This is a genomic window from Trueperaceae bacterium, assembly GCA_023954415.1.
Lineage (GTDB): Bacteria > Deinococcota > Deinococci > Deinococcales > Trueperaceae > JAAYYF01.
This window is the reverse complement of the sequence record JAMLIB010000004.1, coordinates 60,396-77,656: the sequence shown is the minus strand read 5'-3', so window position 1 is coordinate 77,656 and position 17,261 is coordinate 60,396. Positions and strand designations below refer to the sequence as shown.

The window sequence follows — 17,261 nt, the reverse complement described above, 5'->3', positions numbered from 1 at the left end:
ACAGCCGAGGCCTCGAGCCAAGCCGTATCCGCGCCCGAACCGCCGGCAGACATCCGGCTCGCTCGTTCACAGCCCGGTTCAGTCGCCTTGGAAGCGCTAGCGTCCATTGCTATCGGGACCGGTTCTTCCGCCTCGCTTCTCATGACCACTCCCTCCGGCATCGCGATATGGCACGAGAGCCCTTCGAACGAAGACGCCATAACCCATCTAACTACATCCACCACACGAGAAGTCCACGACCACGACAGCTGCAAAGACCTCCCCATCACTTGCCTAACTGACTATGACGCCCGCCCCGGCAGCTCGGAGAGGGGCACTAGAATGGCTCTCGTGGTCGAGAGGAGCTTCTCCCCGCCCTACAAGCCCGAGAGCGCGTCCCTCGAGGAAGCGGGAAGCGGGGACGCCATCCTCGACATGTCGATCGTCAACCGCCCCTTCAAGGTCGTGAGAAGTTAGGAGTACGCTCACTCTCTCGAACGCGATATGTCGGCGTCTCGGCAGGAGAAGGACCAGACCATGAGCTCACACAACGATCGGATCGCCGCGCGGATGCTCCATCGCCGCACCGGGAACCTGGAGCCGGGCCAGCCCGTTCCCGCGCCGCTGGCGCTCGCCAGCATCTACTTCCTCCCCGGCATGCCCAGCGCCGAGCACCAGTACGGCCGGTGGAGCAACCCCACCTGGCAGGCCCTGGAAGACGCGCTCTCCGTCCTCGAAGACGCGGAAGTCACGGTTTTCCCATCGGGGATGGCCGCCATCGCCGCCGTGTTCATGACGCACCTCGAAGCGGGCGACCGCATGCTGTTACCGAGCGACGGCTACTACACGACCCGCGTCCTGGCCGAGAAGTACCTCGCGCCGCACGGCATACGGGTGGAGCAGTGCGCAACGGCGGACTACGCCACGCGCGACCTCTCGGGCTTCAAGCTCGTCTACCTGGAGACGCCCTCCAACCCGACGCTGAACATCTGCGATATTGCAGACGTAGCCGGCCGGGCCAAGGCGGCGGGGGCGCTCGTCGTCGCCGACAACACCACGATGACGCCGCTCGGCCAGCGACCGCTCGACCTCGGCGCGGACCTAGTGGTCGCGTCGGACACCAAGGCGACGAACGGCCATTCGGACGTCCTGTTCGGGCACGTCGCCGCGCGCGACACGCGCTTGCTGGAGCCCATCCGGGATTGGCGGAAGTTCGTCGGGGTCATCCCCGGTCCGTTCGAGGCTTGGCTCGTGCATCGCGGGCTCGAGAGCTTCGAGGTCCGCTACGAGCGGATGTCCGCAACGGCCGCCGTCCTGGCCGAGCGGTTCTCACAGCACCCCGCGACCAGGTCCGTCACTTATCCGGGCCTGGTATCGCACCCGGGCCACGAGGTCGCGAAGCGGCAGATGACGAGCTTCGGAACAATCATCGGGCTGACGTTCGCCGACGCGAACGCGGCCGAACGGTTCATCGGGGGCACGAGCCTGATCGTGCCGGCCACGAGCTTCGGCGGCACGCATAGCTCGGCCGAGCGGCGCGCCCGGTGGGGCGACGACGTCCCGGAAGGCTACGTGCGACTGTCCGTGGGCTGCGAGCCTACCGAGGTGTTGTGGGAAGAGATCGCCGCCGTGCTGGACAAGTTGGCCTGAGGACGCTGCGTTACCCATCCCGGACCACCTTGCGAGGGTGGTACGCCCACGGGTTGCCGTTCAGCCCCCGCCCGATGACCGAGGCTCCTGCTTCGGTCATCGCGTCGAGCTAGTCGTCTGGATCGAAGGTCACGGTAGCCTGTCGTCCTTCGAAGTGGAAGGTCCAGTTGTCAGCCTCGGCGCCCTTGAACCTGGTGATGAGGATCAGATCTTGCGGCGCGCTACTCGTGAACGCGACCGTGTGCGTGTCGACGGGCATCTCACCTCTGTTCTTCCTGTCGACCCGCATGCGCACGTCCTTACCCAACGTCTCTCCCGGAAGCAACGTGACGTCAGGCGGCAGATGACCCGATGGTGCTTCACGACAATAGTCGCTAGGATCGTTAGGCGACGGCACTGCGCATAGCTCGATACGGCCATCGGCCACAGCATAGGCCGCCGTGGCCCCGAACCGCCAACTACCGCGCACCTCCAGGGTGGCTGTGACAGGGGCGCCCGTAGGGGCGGTCGCGACGTCCGTCGTGACGAGTTTGTTCACCAAGTGGAGAGTCACTTCCCCACCGATGACGCAGGAGGATAGGGCAATCAGAAGCAGTGACGCAGCCCCTAATCGAGTGATTGTGAACGGTTTTCTATTACCAGGTATAAACACCCGATTCACGGAATCGCCCCACGTGATTGTAGTTCACTGGCAGTGTTTCATCGGTCGAGAATAAAGTCAACCTTCGAGTCCAAGTTGATTGGGCCACCGCCTTAGGCTCTTGGCCCTGGCTTACATGCGCTCGGTAAGCCAGATTGGAACTCGCCTTGGTGGTCATAGACAGCCGGAAAAGCACCGCCCGAGACACGCGTCCGCGCTTATCCGGCAGGCACGTCAAGGTCCTCGTCGACAACGACACCGCAACCGTCATCGACCCCAACAAGAACTACTGTGGCAATCAACTAAGAAGCCCCGGCCGATGGCCGAGGCCTACTTAGTCACTTATGTCGCGAATCACACCGCGACTCACAACGACGGTGGAGCTGAGGGATCCGAACCCCTGACCTTCTGAATGCCATGGACGCTCGAGTCGTTGCCCTAGCTTGCCCTGGGACGATGGCCGCCATCCACGTGCCGCGTTCGGGGCGTTCGTAGATGGCGCCTTCGCCGGGGGCGCGACGGTTGCGCTTGCGAGGCATGGCGATTATCCCTCCTCTGAATTGCGCCTGTATGGGCGCGCCCGGACCACCCACATAACGTGCCTGTGCGCTTCGTTAAGTTATGCAGACTCGTTTGGGTTTTCCTGGCGAGCAGCGATGAAGTTGTCGCGGTCTAACATGCATGAGACGCAGTCGCGGAAGGTCTGGACGCTGACCCCTAGCTGCTTAGCCATCTTGGACTCAAGTGGCTTGCCGATCTCCTTGGAACCATGAGACATCTTCGTCCACGCAATGACCGTGCCATTCTCTACCAAGTTGAAGTACGTATGGTCGGTGTCCTTAACGTCGCACTTCAGCTTGTTCTCGAGGCACGACCTCACCCTCCGTGCATCTAATGGCATGGCGCGTTTAGCCTTTGAATCGACGAATATAGTCAGCTGAGTTCGAGGTGATCGGGGCGGCCGCTCGCTCGCGGCTATCTTGGGCAGAACTAGTGGGTCCGTAGAAGCCGGTGAAGGTAGCCATCGTTTCAAGCGCGCTGAGTTGCCTTAACAGCCGCGGAGTAAGCCGGTCTCGCATACCGGACAGTTGGGTCCGGGCTTCGCGCAGCGTGATGCGCAGATCCTCGATGGCTTCAGCGGGGTTCGAGCCAGCACCGAAGATGTCGTCGACATCCCCCATAACGAGCGACGCGACGGATTCATAACCCTCGGTCTCCACCATCACGACAGAGGGTAAGTCTAGGATGTACCAGTAAGAGACAGGTGGAGACGACTCGACGTTGTCGACAGTCAATCTGAATGTCGGCGGCTTCATGATGGATCCTCGTTGCTATTCTCGTTCGCGGGGGCTTTTTCGCGCAGCCGGGACTCTAAGTCCCGGGGCAGTGCTATGCGCCCGACGTTGTCTTCGTAGTCGGATAGGACCCGCTCGAGGAGCAACTGCAGCGACCTTGCATGCTGTGGACTCATGGCAACGCGCGCGGTTCGCGTCCGCTTCTGATCGATCTCAACGGCGAAGTCGAGTTGGATGTCATATACGCCAACGGCGATGCTGACGGCATTTGCATAGATGAAAGGGGCATGGATGTCGCCCGTGTCGGTGGGCTGATTCGGGCTCATTGGCTGTGGGTCTCCTGGCATCCCCTCGGTGGGCTCCTTCCTTGTAACCGGCTTCACTTTAGTACTCGATTGTTGGCATGTGATGTGTCTTCAGCCTCATGTCGGCGACACTCCCCCTTCATTCAGCTTGAGTGGTGGCAGCTGCACAGGCTCTCCTCGCTCTACCTCTTGACATCTAACAGCCCCTTAATCCTTCCCGAAATCCGGTGTCCCCCTTGAGTTGGGGACAAGGCCTTCCTCGATTGCGGGCGGCACGTCGGGGGTGGGGATTGTGCAGTGATGCTCCGTAACCCCCGAGTGCACTCGGGCCTCCCTTCTTGCTGGCAGAGTCGCTAGATGGCGCTTGGGTTCTTGATTCTCCTATTGTTCCATCTACCCGTAAACGGGCTGATGCCTAAGCGGGTGCCTTTGATTGCCTAGTGGATCGCCTCGTAGTCGACACGTCCGTACACCTCACCATTGACCGCTAACAGTGGCAATCACGTAAGCGCCATTGGACGTGTTCTCACGGATGGTCGTGCCGTCCTTTACGAGCTTCACTCGGACGTACCCGCTGTCGCACTGGTTCTGGGCGGATAGGTAGAGGAACTGACCCTTGGTCGGGACGAAGTAGTAATACCAGTCGTTGCCTTGGTTGGACTGCTGGGTGGTGTCCCCGTAGGCGTTCGAGTAAGTGAGGTCTGCGCCGTAGCGGCAGTTGGTCTCGATTCTGTAGTAGAGACGCTCGGCTTCGATACGGCGTTGCCGCTCGGCTTCAGCGCGTTCAGCCGCGGCCTTGCGCGCCTGTTCCTCTGCCTGCCTCGTTGCTTCAGCTGCGCGGCGCTTGTCCTCTGCGGCTTGGCGTTCAGCGGCTTGTTCCTCGGCAGTAGTCCTGTCGATCCATACGCTGATGGTGGTCGGCTCCGAGGCCGTGAACTGGCCGATGAATAGCTTGTACAGCTTGTAGTCGGCGTATGGTTCGTCGGCTGAGACCTTGTAGGTATGGGAGGTTCCGGCATCGACCTGGACGGTGACCGGGGTCCTGCCGACAGTGCGGTCGGAGACTATAACCATGGCGTTAGTGGGATCGCTCGTGATGGTGATGTTCACGGGTGTTCCCCCGACGGTGGTGAAGACGGCTTTCTCTGGCAGCCCAGCTGCTGCGGCTAGCCTGGCTCGTTCTTGGCCTTGCGTCTGGATGATGAAGTAGGTTACGGGAACGGCGACCGCTGCCACCGCTAGAACTGTAATCACCTTCTTCATTCCATCCCCCTCCTAGCCGCTAATCGCGGTGTGTTCTTATGATCCTCTCACTATGCGCCTTGCCCCATCACAGCGTTCTGACCGCCCTAGTGAATGGCCTCACAATCCATGCGGCCGTAGACCTCTCCGACGATGCGAACCTGGTCTTGCGTTCCCGCTGGCCTATGGGCACGCCAGTGCGCTCCGCTCCCGAGCTCAGTTGGCGGTCGCTAGCCACGGGAAGCTCCCTGCTTTGCTCTGCGGTGATCAATCGTGTGGGGTAGCCACTCGGTCTCATACCGGGCCTCGATGGCGGCGGCTTCTTTCTTGCGACCCTGCTTACGCAGGATGATGGCCAGCCGCTTGTAGAACGGCGAGTTGGGCACTCCAGGGAACGGTGTGCGCTTATAGCGCTCGCCCATCTTCGCGTACAGGTCGGCTGCTTGGTCCTCTTCGAGTCGATGCTGCTCTTTGAATCCAATGATTACTTTCGGAGCGATAGCGATGGCTCGTCTGCATGCCTGGATGACGTCGTCGAGCGCGGCTGGGTCGGTGTCGCGCTGCTTGTACCTGGTCTGTATGTAGTTGATGAGTCGGAAGTGCTCATCGCAAGCCTTAACGCCCGATTCCTTGCTTGCACGGTCTGCTATACGAAGGCCGATGGAGGCGTCCTTCTTGGTCCGGAACCAGGTTGCGAGGCCGTTGAGGAAGTGCGTGGGGGTCGATGCTTGTCCGTTGGGGGTGTCAATGTTCTGGGCGTGGCCTTTGGTGAGCGTGACGAGACCGCTGCTTCCCATTGGCTGGTATCTGGCTTCCATGTAGTCGCGTTCTTCCGGGGTGAAGGCTGCGAGCCACCAGTCCGTGAGGCCTTAGTACGCGATGAGGCCGTCTACTGCAGGTTCTTGCGGCGTGACGGGCTTGGCTTCTTGGCCTGGTTGATTGCGACGCCTGAGCATGGCCTTACCCTTCTCTCCAGATGACGACGCCGAGGATGTTCACGTCGTCCTCGTGCGGCAGCACAAGCACCGGGGCGGTGGCCGCAAGAGGGTACAGGACGATGCCCTCCCGCTCAACCCGATACCGTTTAACAACGAGCTTGCGGTAGCCAAGTCAGGGACATGTAAATGCCGCTCTCTCCAGGCACCTGGTTACCGGTTCATGGACGAATACAACGTCCGAGCCATTCATGAGATGAATGTGCAGGTCGTGGCTTGGGTTAGCAGAGCCAGGGATGCCCAGCTTCTTCCATTCCTCTTGCTTGTACTCGGGAGTTTCATCAATCGCTTCGTACCCGGCTCCAGCGATCGTGGCTGACGTTCTCTCAATTCGCCAATCGGCGGAGAGCGGTGGTTCTAGGGCGTCGTTGAAGATTTCGAACGTCTGGAGGTTGTCCTCATCCCAGGTGCGGCTCATATACACGGATAGGGACCAGACCTTCTCTGATCCTGTTGCTCCAGGTTGGAAGAGAACCTTGAGGCCTCGTTGGTGGTAGGACACGGTTGGGCCGATGTATTTGGCGACCAGCGCGTTGGGAGCCTCTACGGCTGAGGGGCGTCCCAGGCTTGCCGTCAGGTCATAGAGTGTGAGACCGCAGATGGCCTGGGTGTCGATCGTCCCTGCTAGCAAGTTGATGCTCTGTGTGCGGGCCGTTCCAGCAAGCAGAGCCGCGGATGCTGGGTGAGAAGGAATCCCCTGTGGTATCGCATATGTTCTCCTCTGGTTCCGACTTGAAGTACGCCTAGGGCTCCCCGAGCCTTCCGCTAGTTGTTGATTCTTGGACCCTATACCTTGTCCCATCACGGCGTTCTTACCCTTTGAGTAGTCGGTGCAAGACCTTACCGTATAACTCATAGCAGTACAAAGATGACGACGGCGAGGATGACTACGATGACTTCGACTACGAGGCAGGTGATGGCCGTGGCGGTGGCTTCAGCGCGACCGATGGGGCCTGTCGCTTCGGGTTTGCGAACTGCTGGATCTTCCCCCAACAAGAGACCTCCGCCAGAATCGATTGCACATGGTAACTCGATTGACAGAAATTCGACTGTGGACATGGCCGACTCGATTTGGGCGTGGAGGGCGTGTTAGTCGGGAGCGTCGGCGAGGCCGCCAGCACGCGGACTGTGGTCCCAGCTCCTGAGGTCTTCCGGGGTCTAGAACCCGTTCGCGGGTTCAAAATCCTCAAGGCCAGAGCGGATGACGAAGGGCTCGTGATCAAGCTCCGGGATGTGCTGCCGGAGCCCGTTCGCGGTGCATCCTGCTACCAACCTGCTACCAACCGGCCAAATGTCGAACGGCGCCTCCGTAGAAGCGCCGTTCCCGTCGTACTTTCCTTGGTGGAGCTGAGGGGATTCGAACCCCTGACCTTCTGAATGCCATTCAGACGCGCTCCCAACTGCGCCACAGCCCCACGACGAAGGTCTTGCTACCCCTAGCCTTATGCGAAACAGCCACCCGGCTAACGGGGCGACGGTCAGTGTACCGACACCTCCGACGGGGTGTCAACGTTCATGCCGGCCCGGTGAAGGGTGGGCGCCAACTGCCGCCGGCCCACTCGAACCGTCACGAGGCGCGCGCCAGGTGCCGTCTGATGTGATGTCGAGCGTGCAGCGCCGCCATCTGCACGCTACCGAGTGGCGTCAGCTCGCCGAAGAACGGGTTCATGTTGACGACCGCGTCCTTGAGGCCTTCCGCTTCGGCGGCATCGGCTGCCTCGATCAGCCTCAGCGTCGACCGCCTGAGGGCCACCGTCACCCCTTCCAACGTCAGGTCCTCGCCGGGCTCCACTTCCGGGAGGTTCACCACTAGACCGCCGTCTTCGGCGATGAAACCCTTCTCCGTCCTGAACGGTTCTTGACCGCGCCGCACCCGCGCCAAGCCATGCACGTACAGCTCGGTGACGCGCTGCAGGTGATCGGCAACCTCCAGTGCGGTCCACTTGCCTGGCGCCACCGGGGTGTTCAGCATCTCGGGGTCGAGCACATCGAGCCTTCCGATCACGTCCTCCACCGCTGCCACGGCCTGCTTCCCTGCTGCCGCGACGGTGTCACCGAACCGTTGCAGCAGCGCGTGGGGGTAGTACTCCTCGATCCGCTCCATAGACCCTAAGCCTCCCGAACACGAGCCGCCTCCGCGGCGTCCTACGTGATCTCTAGCACGACCCTACTCGTTTCACCGCCCTGATCGCGGCTCGGATGCCCGAACCAGGAACCGTGGATCCCACACGAGATCGTGGATGGGTCCTGACACGACCCGGGTCGCGAAGTCAGGGTGCTTGGGGTTGATGACGTAGTTGAGGTAGGCGGGATCGTACCGGAGCTCGAGCGGGACGATGACGCTTGGGACAGCGAGCACCGGCGTGATGAGGCTCTCGAGCCACTCGTCGCCTGCGACCTGTGTGGCGCCGGCCTCAGGTCTTGCGTTCCAGTTCGCGGGAAGGTCGGCCGATGCCAGGGTGGCGACGGCGATGTCCGCGAAGCTCACCGCGTGGAAGACGTACGGGATCCTTCCGAACGCCTCCGCGTCGTCGACATGCACGAGCACCTCGAGCATCGCGAGAGTGAGGTTGCCGCTGGTGTAGATCGCGTCGTGACCAGGCGAGTTCCAACGCCCGCCGTAGAGGCGCGCTCCGACGTCCATCATGGTGCCGTCCCGGTACTTCGCTTTGCTGATCCTGTAGGTCGTGCGGCTCAGCTTATGATCCCGTGCGCCATGCGGCTCAGGAGCTTGACGACGTAGTCCCTACCTTGTGGGGTAGCGGCGAACTCGAGAGGGACCTCACCGCCAAGGGCGACCTTCGGGTGGGTGAGCCAGCGTTGCGCCGTGTCCTTGTCACCGTCGAAGTACTCCTCGGCCGCCTCCACCGCTCTGGCCACCTGGTACACCCGACTCGACGCGTCGGGCGAGAGCGGTTTGCGCGCCTTCTGGTGATTGTGGAAGGTGCTCTCAGGGATGCCGGTGACCTCCAGAACGTACTTACTCGGGCGATCGAGCTCCTTGGCCAGAGCGTGGACGGCTTAGCTTGGTAGCCCTGCCTTGATACGGGCCGCGACCTCGAACTCGTTGGCGGCCTGGAGGCCGAGGGTGCGCACGCCAAGCACGGGGGGCGCCGAGCGGGTAGGAACGAACATGGTACCAGCCATCGCCGACCTCCTTCGTTGGACCTAGCCTGCTCTAGAAATGGAGCGTAGCCCTAGCTCCAAGACTGCAGCTCGATGATGTTCCCCTCGGGGTCGGTCACGTAACACCACGTGACCTTCGTACCGTTGCCGCGCGCCAGCGTGACGATCTCGCCGACGGGCGACCCGCCCGCCGCCAGGACCTGCTCTCGCGCGCCAGCCACGGACGCCACCTCGAACGCGAGGTGCCCGTAGCCCGGGCGGTTGACCGCCGTACCGGGCGCCTCGAGAACCGGCGAGTACGCGTATATCTCCAGCGTCGGCCCCGTGTCGCCGTGCCCGGGAAGGCGCAGGTGGACTCCGGCCATCCTTGCTCCCGGCACGCCCGTGCCGGCCTCGAGGAGCGGACCGGCGTCGTCGCGCTCGGGCGGCACGAAGCGGCAGCCGAAGAGGTCCGTGTAGAACGCGGCCAACACCCGCCAGTCGCGGGCGACGAGGTTAGTGTGTGCGTAGCGGGCGCCTTCGATCATGCGGCCAGGGTACAGCCAGGCGTGCAGCCAGTGAGCGGCGGCTGCGCCCTCGCCACGCCGCCCTAGCGCGCATCCGCCAGGGTCATACCGAAGTGACGGCCGCTAAAGCCGCGTGACGGGCAACCCTGCCTGCTTCGCGAACGCGACGAGCGCCTCGGCCACCTCGCCGTGCACGAACGACACGTGGTGCTCCCACCCGCCGCCGAGCAGCTCCTCCACCACGGCGGCGGCGTTCGTGCGCGTGGTCCTCACGCGGCCCGCGGCCCGCCGCAGGGTCAGGCGCTCGCCGAGGACCTCGACCTCGATGAGCAGTAGCCGGTAGGCCCCTCGGCTGTAGCCTAGGCGCGCCAGGACACCCGCCCCCGGCTTGAGGGAGAACTCGAGCTCGCGCCCGTCGGCGCCGAACCGGACCTCGCTCGGGGAGCGCGCCAGCCTGGTGCCGCCGCCGTAATGCCAGAGGACGAGCGTGGAGGCGTCCTCGTCGAACGCGCTGATGTCGGCGAAGAACGGAGTCCCGCCGCCCGTCAGGCGCGCGAGGAGCTCCATGGTCACGGCGCCGTTGACGTCGCCCTCGGGCGCCACGTTCACGCCGTCGTCCTGCAGCCAGCTCAGGGCGGGCCAGATGCCGGCCGGTATCTCGGGCACGAACGGCGCCATCTCGGGCCAGTCCTTGATGGCCACGGTCCCCAGCCCGCTGGCCGCGACGGCGTCGGCCAGCGCGCCGTAGTACCTCCCCAGCCACCGGACGGCCTCCGGCCCGAGCTCGCCACCCTCGATGGTGGGGAACGCGGCGACGGGCGGCTCCTTGAACGACCCTGCCCTCACCCGGTCCGTGACCTCCTGGATGCCCAGGTGCTCCACCCGCACGCCGAACGTGCGCCGCAGCAGGAGCTCGTCGAACGTCGCGGGGTAGAAGCCAGGCGCGCGGTAACCGATGAGGCCGACCACGCTGCCGCGCAGGCCCTGCAACGTGGCGGCCGCGCGGGCGTGCTGCACGAGCCGCGCGGCGGCGCGCGCCTCGCGGGGGTCGCCGAAGACGTGCGAGTAGCGGTGCCCGAGCTCCGCCAGCGTGTAAGTAGCCATGTTGAGGCCGCACAGGCTGTTGTTCGGCACGCGGCCGTCCGCGATGGGCTCGGGGAAGCCGCTCAGCACGACGGGCACGCCGAGGGTCTCGGCTACCTGGGCGGGCGTGTTGCCGTCCGGGAAGGTCCCGAGCTGGAACACGGCCGCGCTCACGTCGGCCTGCCGCATGGCGGCGAGCGCGCTGGTGAGCTCCGCGCCGTCCGTGACGGTCCGCTCGGGCCCGACGACGGCGAACTCCCGCGTCAGTGCCGCGCGGGTGGCGCCGACCATCTCGTCGGCGCGAGCCACGTCGAACCACGGCACGCCAACGGACACGAGTCCGACCTTGCTCTTGGTCATGTTCTCCCGTTCCCTTCGCCCGGCGCGCGGCCGGCGATCAGCGCCTCGACCTCGGCCCGGCCCGGTATGCCCGCCCTGCCGCCAGGCGCGCGGCACTTGAGGGCAGCGGCCGCCGAGGCGAAGCGCACGGCGTCCGGCACCCCCGCCCCTTCGGACCTCGCCAGCGCGTAGGCGCCGTGGAAGACGTCGCCGGCGCCCGTGGTGTCGACGACGTCCACCGCGTAGGCGGGCACGTGGCCCTCGCCGGGCTCACCGCCCGCACCGCGACCGGCACCGCCGGCACCGACCGCACCGGCGCCCGCAGCACCGTCGCTGGCCGCGCCACCACTGGCCGCGCCACCACTGGCCGCACCGCCCCCGCGAACACCCTCACCGGCCACGAAGTACCAAGCGCCGCGCGCCCCGTCGGTGACCACGACCTCGCGTGCACCGTACGCCCGCGCCAACGCCCGCGCGGCCGCGGCAGGGTCGCCCTCGCCGGCCTCGCGTTCGGCGAACGACCGGGCCACGACGAGCAGGTCGACGAGGGGCAGCAACTCGTCGAGGTGGGGCCAGCGGATGCCGGCGCCGCCGTCGAACGACACGCTCACCCCGGCGGCGCGCGCCGCCCGGGCGGCGCGGATGGCGGTGAGCGGATGGAAGCCGTCGATGTGCAGCATGGCCGCGCCCCGCACGGACGCTTCGAGTTCCGCTGTCCACTCGGGCTCTGGCGCGGTCCCCTTCGAGTAGAGGATCGCGCGGTGGCCAAGGCCTTCCTCCACTAGGATCACGGCGGAAGGCGTGGCAGCGTTGCGCGCGCGCCCAAGGAGCCTCGTGTCCACCCCCTCGCGGACCAACTCCGCCGCGACGGTCTCCGCCACCGAGTCTTGGCCGAGGGCGCCGGCGAAGCTCGCGCGGCCGCCAAGCCGGGCGCAGGCCACGGCGGCGGTGGCGGCGGGCCCGCCGCCGTGCATGCTCAACGAGCGGACCTCGAACACCTCGTCCGATACCGGCAGGTGCGGGACGACGGTCACGAAGTCCAGCGTGGCCATGCCCAGGAAGAGGATAGGAGCATCCATGCGCGGGGTCACGCTCGCCCCGGGCCGTCGGTCAGCACGCATACGCGCACGAGAGCCCTCATGCGCCTGCTCACCCGTCCGAGGCCGCGGCGTCGGCGTAAAGGCCGCGTATCTCCGCCGCGCGCCCGGCGAGGCCGAACGCGACCAGCAGCTCGCCGGCCCAGTCGGCCACGCCCGCGGCGAGGCTCGCGCGGGTCTCGGCCGGGAGGTCGAGGAGGCGGCGCTTGAACGGCCCCCAGAGGCTCCAGCGGCGCTGCCTGAAGAGCTGGTCGCCGACACCCGAGGTGTCCGCGCCGCGCTCGGCCGCGCCGACGGAGCTGCCGAGCGCGGCCGCGACCAGCTCGGCGCGCAGCTCGGGCGGGAAGGCGGGCGAATCGAACACGAGGTCCTGTAGGTTCGTGGCCAGGTGCACCTCGACGACGCCGCAGCCGGGCAGGGCGGCGAACTGGTCTCTCTGGAGCGTCGAGGCGCCGTGCTGGACGATGCCGGGCAGGCCCTTCGCGCGGGCGACGTCGGCCAGCTCGCGCGCCAGGCCCGTGTCGAGCGGCATGCGCGCTTTCCTGCCCGCCGCGTCGGTCACGCCGCCGTGACGCGTGCCCGTCTGCACGCTCACCTTGCCGAAGAGCCCTGCGGCCGCCCCCGCATGGCGCCGCACGAGGTCGACGAACACGTCCAACTCCTCCGGCGTGGTGTTCGCCCCGCCGATCTCCCCCACCTCGCCGCCGAAGATCGTCCCGGCGGGGGCGTGCGGCGCGAGCCGCGCCATCAGGCCGGCCGTGACGGCCGCGTTGCGGCCCTGGCGCGCCGCCGCGCTCGCGCCCTCCTCGGCGAGGGCGGCCGCGTCGAGGTCGATCTGGAGGAAGCCGCTCGCCAGCGCGTCGCGGGCCAACGACTCGACGCGAACGGCGTCCGCGGCCTCCTCGACCGAGAAGTGGTCGCCCTGCACGAGCACGGGGCCGCGGTAGCCGGTGACGGCCGCCGCCGCGCACACGAGGGCGGCGTACTGGGCGAAGGACTGGTCGGCCACGGCGGCCTCGGACGGGGCCAGCTCGAACATCACACCGGCCGCGTCCTGCTCGGTGGCACGCCGGTAGATGGCGCTCACCACGTCGAAGGTGAGGCCCCGCACGTTGAAGGCGGGAACCGTGAGGGGCGCGATCCGCCCCTCGGCCAGGGCGCGGTAGACGGTGCCGACCGGCGCGGGCGCCACGCCCAGGCGGGCGCACTCCGCGAGCAGCCCGGCCGCGAGCCCGGCCGCCTCGGAGGCCGGCGCGGCGGCCACGGCGTACGCCGCCTGCTGCAGGGCCATACGGCCGTTCAACTCGCCGCCCGGCTATCCCAGGTCGCGACGACGTACGGCGCCACGGCCTCGCGGTCGAACTCCATGCCCATGCCGGGCGCGTCGCCAACGGTGATGTAGCCGTCGGCGTCCACCTCGAACGGCCGGTCGAGCATGAAGTCGCGCGCGGCCGGCGTCCAGGCGGGCGGGTCGATGGGGAACTCGAACCAGTCGCAGTTGGGCGTGGCGGCGGCGAGCTGGAGGTTGGCGGCCAGCCCGACGCCGTTCGACCAGGTGTGCGGGATGAAGCGCTTGTAGGCGAGCTCGGCCAGCGCGGCCACCTTGCGCAGCTGGAACACGCCCTCGGAGAAGGCGCAGTCGGCCTGGATGATGTCGTAGCAGCCGCGGTCGATGAGGAGCTTGTACTCGTGCAGGCCGAGGTTGAGCTCGCCGCCAGCGATGGGGATGTCGACGGCGTCGCATAGGCGCGCCAAGCCCCCGTAGTCGTAGCGGTGGAGCGGCTCCTCGAGCCACAGGATGCCGAGGTCCTGCATGGCCCTGGCGACTGCGAGCGCGTCCTCGAAGCGCCAGAAGTTGTGCGGGCCGGGGCTCGGCATGACGTGCGCCTGGTTGGCGTCGACCATGAGCTCCATGGAGTCGCCGATGGCGGAGCGCACCCCTTCCACGAAGGCGATGTCCTCGCGGATGCTCGGGCGCCGCAGGCGCAGCTTGGCGGCCGTGAAGCCGAGCGCCTTCAGCGCGCTCAAGCGCTCGACCTGCTCCTCCACGCTCGTGAGCTCGGCGAGGCTCGCGTACGCTCGGATGCGCCGCTTGTGCGCCCCCCACAGCCGGTACACGGGCATACCGGCGGCCTTGCCGATGATGTCCCACAGGGCCGTCTCGAAGCCCCATGGGTAGCTGCCGTCGCGCGCGGCGTTGCGCAGGATCGGGCTGATCTCCTCCACCTGGAACGGGTCCTTGCCGAGCACGTACGGCGCGACCATGTCGGAGATGGTCGCGAGGCCGATCCGACCCGTGTCCGGCGCGGCCCCGTAGCCGACCATGCCGTCGCCGGTCGTGACCTCCAGGAGCGTGCAGGTGGTGCTGCCGAACTCCCGACCCGGCGCCCACGACGGCCGCAGGGGTCGCGGAAGCGGGTAGCGGATGACGGAGGCGGTGATGCGGTCGATTCTCATGCGTCTTCCTCGCTGGCCGCGTGCTCACGGCGGCGGGTCCGGTCCTCGAGCAGCTTCTGGCGGCCCACGGCCTCCAGGAGGAGGTGGCTCCCGCTGATGATGTGCTCGACGATGAGCCGCTCGCAGCGGTCGGCATCGCCGGACTTGAGGCCTTCGATGATCGTCACGTGGCGCCCGGCCAGGTTGCCGATGGCGTCGTAGTAGGAGGCCGCGCTGTAGACGGCCATCGTGATCTGCGCGCTCATGCGCTTCCAGGACGCGAAGGCGCGCCCGTGGCCGGACACCTCCATCAGGATGCCGTGGAACTTGGCGTCCGCCTGCGCCCCCGCGTAGCGGTCGCCGCGCGCCTCGACGGCCGCCATCTCGTCGATGACGTCCTCGAGCCGCGCGATGTCCGTGCGCTTGGCGGCCTGGGCCACGAGCCTTATCGCGAGGGACTCGAGCGCGGCGCGCAGGCTGAAGATCTCCTCGATGTCCTGCGGCGTGAAGCTGACGGTGAACGCGCCCCGATGCGGGTAGATGCTCACGAGGCCGGCCGACTCGAGCTGCCGGATGGCGTCGCGCACGGAGATGCGGCTCACGCCGATGGTGTCGGCGATCGGCTGCTCCGCGAGGTGGCAGGCCGGCCCCACGCGACCCTGCACGATCGCCTGGAAGAGGGTGTTGTGCGCGTGCTCGCTCTGGGACGTGCCGACGACCTTCCCGGTCACGGCGAGGGCCGCGCGCCAGTCGGGCGGCGAGAGCCTCGTGATCACCCCTTCACCGCCCCGGCCGTGAGCCCTGCCACCAGGTAGCGTTGCAGGAAGACGAACAGGACGATGACGGGCACGGTCGTGACGACCGCGCCGGCCATGAGCAGGTTCCAGTCGGTGCTGTACTGCCCGATGAACGACTGCAGGCCGATCGGCAAAGTCCTCAGCTCGGGCGAGCTGATGAAGGTCGTGGCGAAGAGGAACTCGTTCCACGCGAGGATGAAGCTGTAGATGACGGTGGCGGCGATGCCCGGACCCGCCAGCGGCAGGATCACCCTGAGCTGGGCGCCGAGGCGGGTCGCGCCGTCGATCATGGCGGACTCCTCGAGCTCGGCCGGGATGGAGCGGAAGTAGCCGGTCAGCATCCAGATGCTGAAGGGCAGCGAGAAGCTCGTGTACGCGATCACGAGGGCCAAGTGCGTGTCGAGGATGCGCAGCTCGCGCATCACCGCGTAGAACGGCGGCACCAGGAGCACGAGCGGGAAGAGCTGACTGAGGAGCACGCCGAGCAGCAGGTAGTTGCCGCCCCTGAGCTTGTAGCGCGCGAAGCCGATCGCCGCGAAGACGGACAGCGCCACGGACGCGCCGGTCGCGATGCTCGCCACGAGCGTGCTGTTCCAGAAGTAGCGGCCGAACTGGCCGGCCGTCCAGATCCGCGTGTACGCCTCCCAGTAGACCCCGGAGCGCGGGAAGACCTGCACGGGGCTCGTGAAGAGCTCCGAGGGGAGCTTCAAGGACGTCAGGATCATCCACAGGAACGGGATGGCGAACACGAAGCAGACGAAGAACGCCGCCAGCATGGCGGGCAGCTGCCTGGTGCGGCGGCGCAGGCTCGTGGCGGCCACGTCAGAACTCCATCTGCGACTTCACGTACTGGCGCCCGAAGATGACCACGAACACGAGGAGCACGAAGAAGGTGAGCACGCCGGCCGCCGTGGCGCTGCCCATGTCGAAGTTACGGAAGGCGAGCTTGTAGGTGAGGATCGTCAGGGTCTCGGTGGCGCGCAGGGGGCCGCCCTCGGTCATGAGCCAGATGGAGTTGAAGTTGTTGTAGGAGTAGATGGTCGTGAGGGTGGCGGCGATGACGATGGTGGGCTTGAGGAACGGGAAGGTGACGTAGCGGAAGCGCTGCCAGACGTTGGCGCCGTCCACGCTCGCCGAGTCGGTGAGCTCGGCCGGGATGGCCTGCAGCCCCGCCAGGAGCATGATGAGCACGAACGGCGTGCCCTTCCAGATGCTCTCGATTAGCACGGCCCCCATGGCCGTCCCCGTGTTGCCGAGCCACGCGACCCCCTTCTCGATCAGGCCGAGGCGGACGAGGAAGGAGTTGACGATGCCGAACTGGCCGTCGTACATCCACTTCCAGGTCAGCACGGCGACGACGGAGGGGATGACCCAGGGGATGAGCATCACGCTGCGCGCTATGCCCCTGCCGGAGAACGCCGAGTTGAGTAGGAGCGCGATGAGCAGCCCGAGCACGATCTGCCCCACGAGGTTCACTGAGGTCCATACGAACGTCTGCCAGATAGCGTTGGCAAAATAGGGCGACTTGAGGACGGTCGCGTAGTTCTCCAGGCCCACGAACGGTTGGCCGAGCTGGGGCCTGATCAGGATGATCTTGTGGAGGCTCATGACGAACGCGCGCACGAGCGGGTAGCCGATCACCCCTACGAGCGCGAGCATGGCCGGAAACACGAGGACGTAGCCGGGCCAGCTGCGGTGCAGCCGGCCCGGGCGGCGGTCGGTGGCGCGGGGCGCCACCGACCCTTCCTGCTCGCCGCGCTTCAGCACGGGC

General features: G+C 66.3%; 18 protein-coding genes and 1 tRNA gene. 1 reads left to right on the top strand and 18 read right to left on the bottom strand.

Going from position 1 to position 17,261, the window contains the following annotated elements; all coding sequences use genetic code 11:
• Window positions 1-516: 516 nt before the first annotated feature.
• Complete coding sequence (locus M9914_05990; GenBank protein MCO5173727.1) at window positions 517-1,629, top strand: cystathionine gamma-lyase; 1,113 nt, start codon at window positions 517-519, stop codon at window positions 1,627-1,629.
• 109 nt (window positions 1,630-1,738) lie between these two features.
• Here the strand turns inward: M9914_05990 and M9914_05985 are convergent, their stop codons facing one another.
• From M9914_05985 to M9914_05900, 18 genes are all read right to left on the bottom strand, one after another.
• The gene (locus M9914_05985; protein MCO5173726.1) at window positions 1,739-1,936 is read right to left on the bottom strand and encodes a hypothetical protein; all 198 of its coding nucleotides are present in this window, start codon (window positions 1,934-1,936) and stop codon (window positions 1,739-1,741) included.
• Window positions 1,937-3,177: 1,241 nt separating this feature from the next.
• A complete protein-coding gene (locus M9914_05980) occupies window positions 3,178-3,495 on the bottom strand; it encodes a hypothetical protein (protein MCO5173725.1) in 318 nt (105 codons plus the stop codon).
• An 86-nt stretch (window positions 3,496-3,581) separates the two neighbouring features.
• A complete protein-coding gene (locus M9914_05975; protein ID MCO5173724.1) occupies window positions 3,582-3,890 on the bottom strand; it encodes a DUF3467 domain-containing protein in 309 nt (102 codons plus the stop codon).
• Between the two features lie 453 nt (window positions 3,891-4,343).
• A complete protein-coding gene (locus M9914_05970) occupies window positions 4,344-5,132 on the bottom strand; it encodes a PEGA domain-containing protein (protein MCO5173723.1) in 789 nt (262 codons plus the stop codon).
• 209 nt (window positions 5,133-5,341) lie between these two features.
• Window positions 5,342-5,929, bottom strand: a complete 588-nt coding sequence (locus M9914_05965; protein ID MCO5173722.1) for a hypothetical protein — start codon at window positions 5,927-5,929, stop codon at window positions 5,342-5,344.
• A gap of 292 nt (window positions 5,930-6,221) precedes the next feature.
• Window positions 6,222-6,962 (bottom strand): hypothetical protein, encoded by a 741-nt coding sequence (locus M9914_05960; protein ID MCO5173721.1) that lies wholly within the window; start codon window positions 6,960-6,962, stop codon window positions 6,222-6,224.
• A gap of 483 nt (window positions 6,963-7,445) precedes the next feature.
• Window positions 7,446-7,521: transfer RNA gene (locus tag M9914_05955), tRNA-Ala, on the bottom strand.
• 152 nt (window positions 7,522-7,673) lie between these two features.
• Entirely contained in the window at window positions 7,674-8,210 is a 537-nt protein-coding gene (locus M9914_05950) for a DinB family protein (protein MCO5173720.1), read from the bottom strand.
• 72 nt (window positions 8,211-8,282) lie between these two features.
• Window positions 8,283-8,753, bottom strand: a complete 471-nt coding sequence (locus tag M9914_05945; GenBank protein MCO5173719.1) for an RES family NAD+ phosphorylase — start codon at window positions 8,751-8,753, stop codon at window positions 8,283-8,285.
• Window positions 8,754-8,800: 47 nt separating this feature from the next.
• A complete protein-coding gene (locus tag M9914_05940) occupies window positions 8,801-9,064 on the bottom strand; it encodes an MbcA/ParS/Xre antitoxin family protein (protein ID MCO5173718.1) in 264 nt (87 codons plus the stop codon).
• Between the two features lie 239 nt (window positions 9,065-9,303).
• Entirely contained in the window at window positions 9,304-9,759 is a 456-nt protein-coding gene (locus tag M9914_05935) for a VOC family protein (GenBank protein ID MCO5173717.1), read from the bottom strand.
• 102 nt (window positions 9,760-9,861) lie between these two features.
• On the bottom strand, window positions 9,862-11,181 hold the full coding sequence (locus M9914_05930; GenBank protein MCO5173716.1) for a hypothetical protein: 1,320 nt from the start codon (window positions 11,179-11,181) through the stop codon (window positions 9,862-9,864).
• Window positions 11,178-12,239 (bottom strand): PfkB family carbohydrate kinase, encoded by a 1,062-nt coding sequence (locus M9914_05925; protein MCO5173715.1) that lies wholly within the window; start codon window positions 12,237-12,239, stop codon window positions 11,178-11,180. Before M9914_05925 ends, M9914_05930 begins: the two co-directional genes overlap by 4 nt.
• 70 nt (window positions 12,240-12,309) lie before the next feature.
• Window positions 12,310-13,548 carry a class II fructose-bisphosphate aldolase gene (locus M9914_05920; GenBank protein ID MCO5173714.1) on the bottom strand — a complete coding sequence of 413 codons (1,239 nt, stop codon included), beginning with the start codon at window positions 13,546-13,548 and terminating at the stop codon, window positions 12,310-12,312.
• Window positions 13,549-13,556: 8 nt separating this feature from the next.
• Complete coding sequence (locus M9914_05915) at window positions 13,557-14,714, bottom strand: mandelate racemase/muconate lactonizing enzyme family protein (GenBank protein MCO5173713.1); 1,158 nt, start codon at window positions 14,712-14,714, stop codon at window positions 13,557-13,559.
• The gene (locus tag M9914_05910) at window positions 14,711-15,469 is read right to left on the bottom strand and encodes a GntR family transcriptional regulator (protein MCO5173712.1); all 759 of its coding nucleotides are present in this window, start codon (window positions 15,467-15,469) and stop codon (window positions 14,711-14,713) included. Before M9914_05910 ends, M9914_05915 begins: the two co-directional genes overlap by 4 nt.
• Entirely contained in the window at window positions 15,466-16,311 is an 846-nt protein-coding gene (locus tag M9914_05905; protein MCO5173711.1) for a carbohydrate ABC transporter permease, read from the bottom strand. Before M9914_05905 ends, M9914_05910 begins: the two co-directional genes overlap by 4 nt.
• A 1-nt stretch (window position 16,312) precedes the next feature.
• Window positions 16,313-17,257: a sugar ABC transporter permease gene (locus M9914_05900; protein MCO5173710.1), complete on the bottom strand. Its 945-nt coding sequence runs from the start codon at window positions 17,255-17,257 to the stop codon at window positions 16,313-16,315.
• Window positions 17,258-17,261: the final 4 nt, after the last annotated feature.

What these genes read in the sequence shown, in the direction of transcription:
- M9914_05990 (MCO5173727.1), top strand. Translation starts at nt 517, where the DNA reads ATGAGCTCACACAACGATCGGATCGCCGCGCGGATGCTCCATCGCCGC.
- M9914_05975 (MCO5173724.1), bottom strand. Translation starts at nt 3,890, where the DNA reads ATGAGCCCGAATCAGCCCACCGACACGGGCGACATCCATGCCCCTTTC.
- M9914_05970 (MCO5173723.1), bottom strand. Translation starts at nt 5,132, where the DNA reads ATGAAGAAGGTGATTACAGTTCTAGCGGTGGCAGCGGTCGCCGTTCCC.
- M9914_05965 (MCO5173722.1), bottom strand. Translation starts at nt 5,929, where the DNA reads ATGGAAGCCAGATACCAGCCAATGGGAAGCAGCGGTCTCGTCACGCTC.
- M9914_05960 (MCO5173721.1), bottom strand. Translation starts at nt 6,962, where the DNA reads ATGAGTTATACGGTAAGGTCTTGCACCGACTACTCAAAGGGTAAGAAC.
- M9914_05950 (MCO5173720.1), bottom strand. Translation starts at nt 8,210, where the DNA reads ATGGAGCGGATCGAGGAGTACTACCCCCACGCGCTGCTGCAACGGTTC.
- M9914_05945 (MCO5173719.1), bottom strand. Translation starts at nt 8,753, where the DNA reads ATGATGGACGTCGGAGCGCGCCTCTACGGCGGGCGTTGGAACTCGCCT.
- M9914_05935 (MCO5173717.1), bottom strand. Translation starts at nt 9,759, where the DNA reads ATGATCGAAGGCGCCCGCTACGCACACACTAACCTCGTCGCCCGCGAC.
- M9914_05930 (MCO5173716.1), bottom strand. Translation starts at nt 11,181, where the DNA reads ATGACCAAGAGCAAGGTCGGACTCGTGTCCGTTGGCGTGCCGTGGTTC.
- M9914_05925 (MCO5173715.1), bottom strand. Translation starts at nt 12,239, where the DNA reads ATGGATGCTCCTATCCTCTTCCTGGGCATGGCCACGCTGGACTTCGTG.
- M9914_05920 (MCO5173714.1), bottom strand. Translation starts at nt 13,548, where the DNA reads ATGGCCCTGCAGCAGGCGGCGTACGCCGTGGCCGCCGCGCCGGCCTCC.
- M9914_05915 (MCO5173713.1), bottom strand. Translation starts at nt 14,714, where the DNA reads ATGAGAATCGACCGCATCACCGCCTCCGTCATCCGCTACCCGCTTCCG.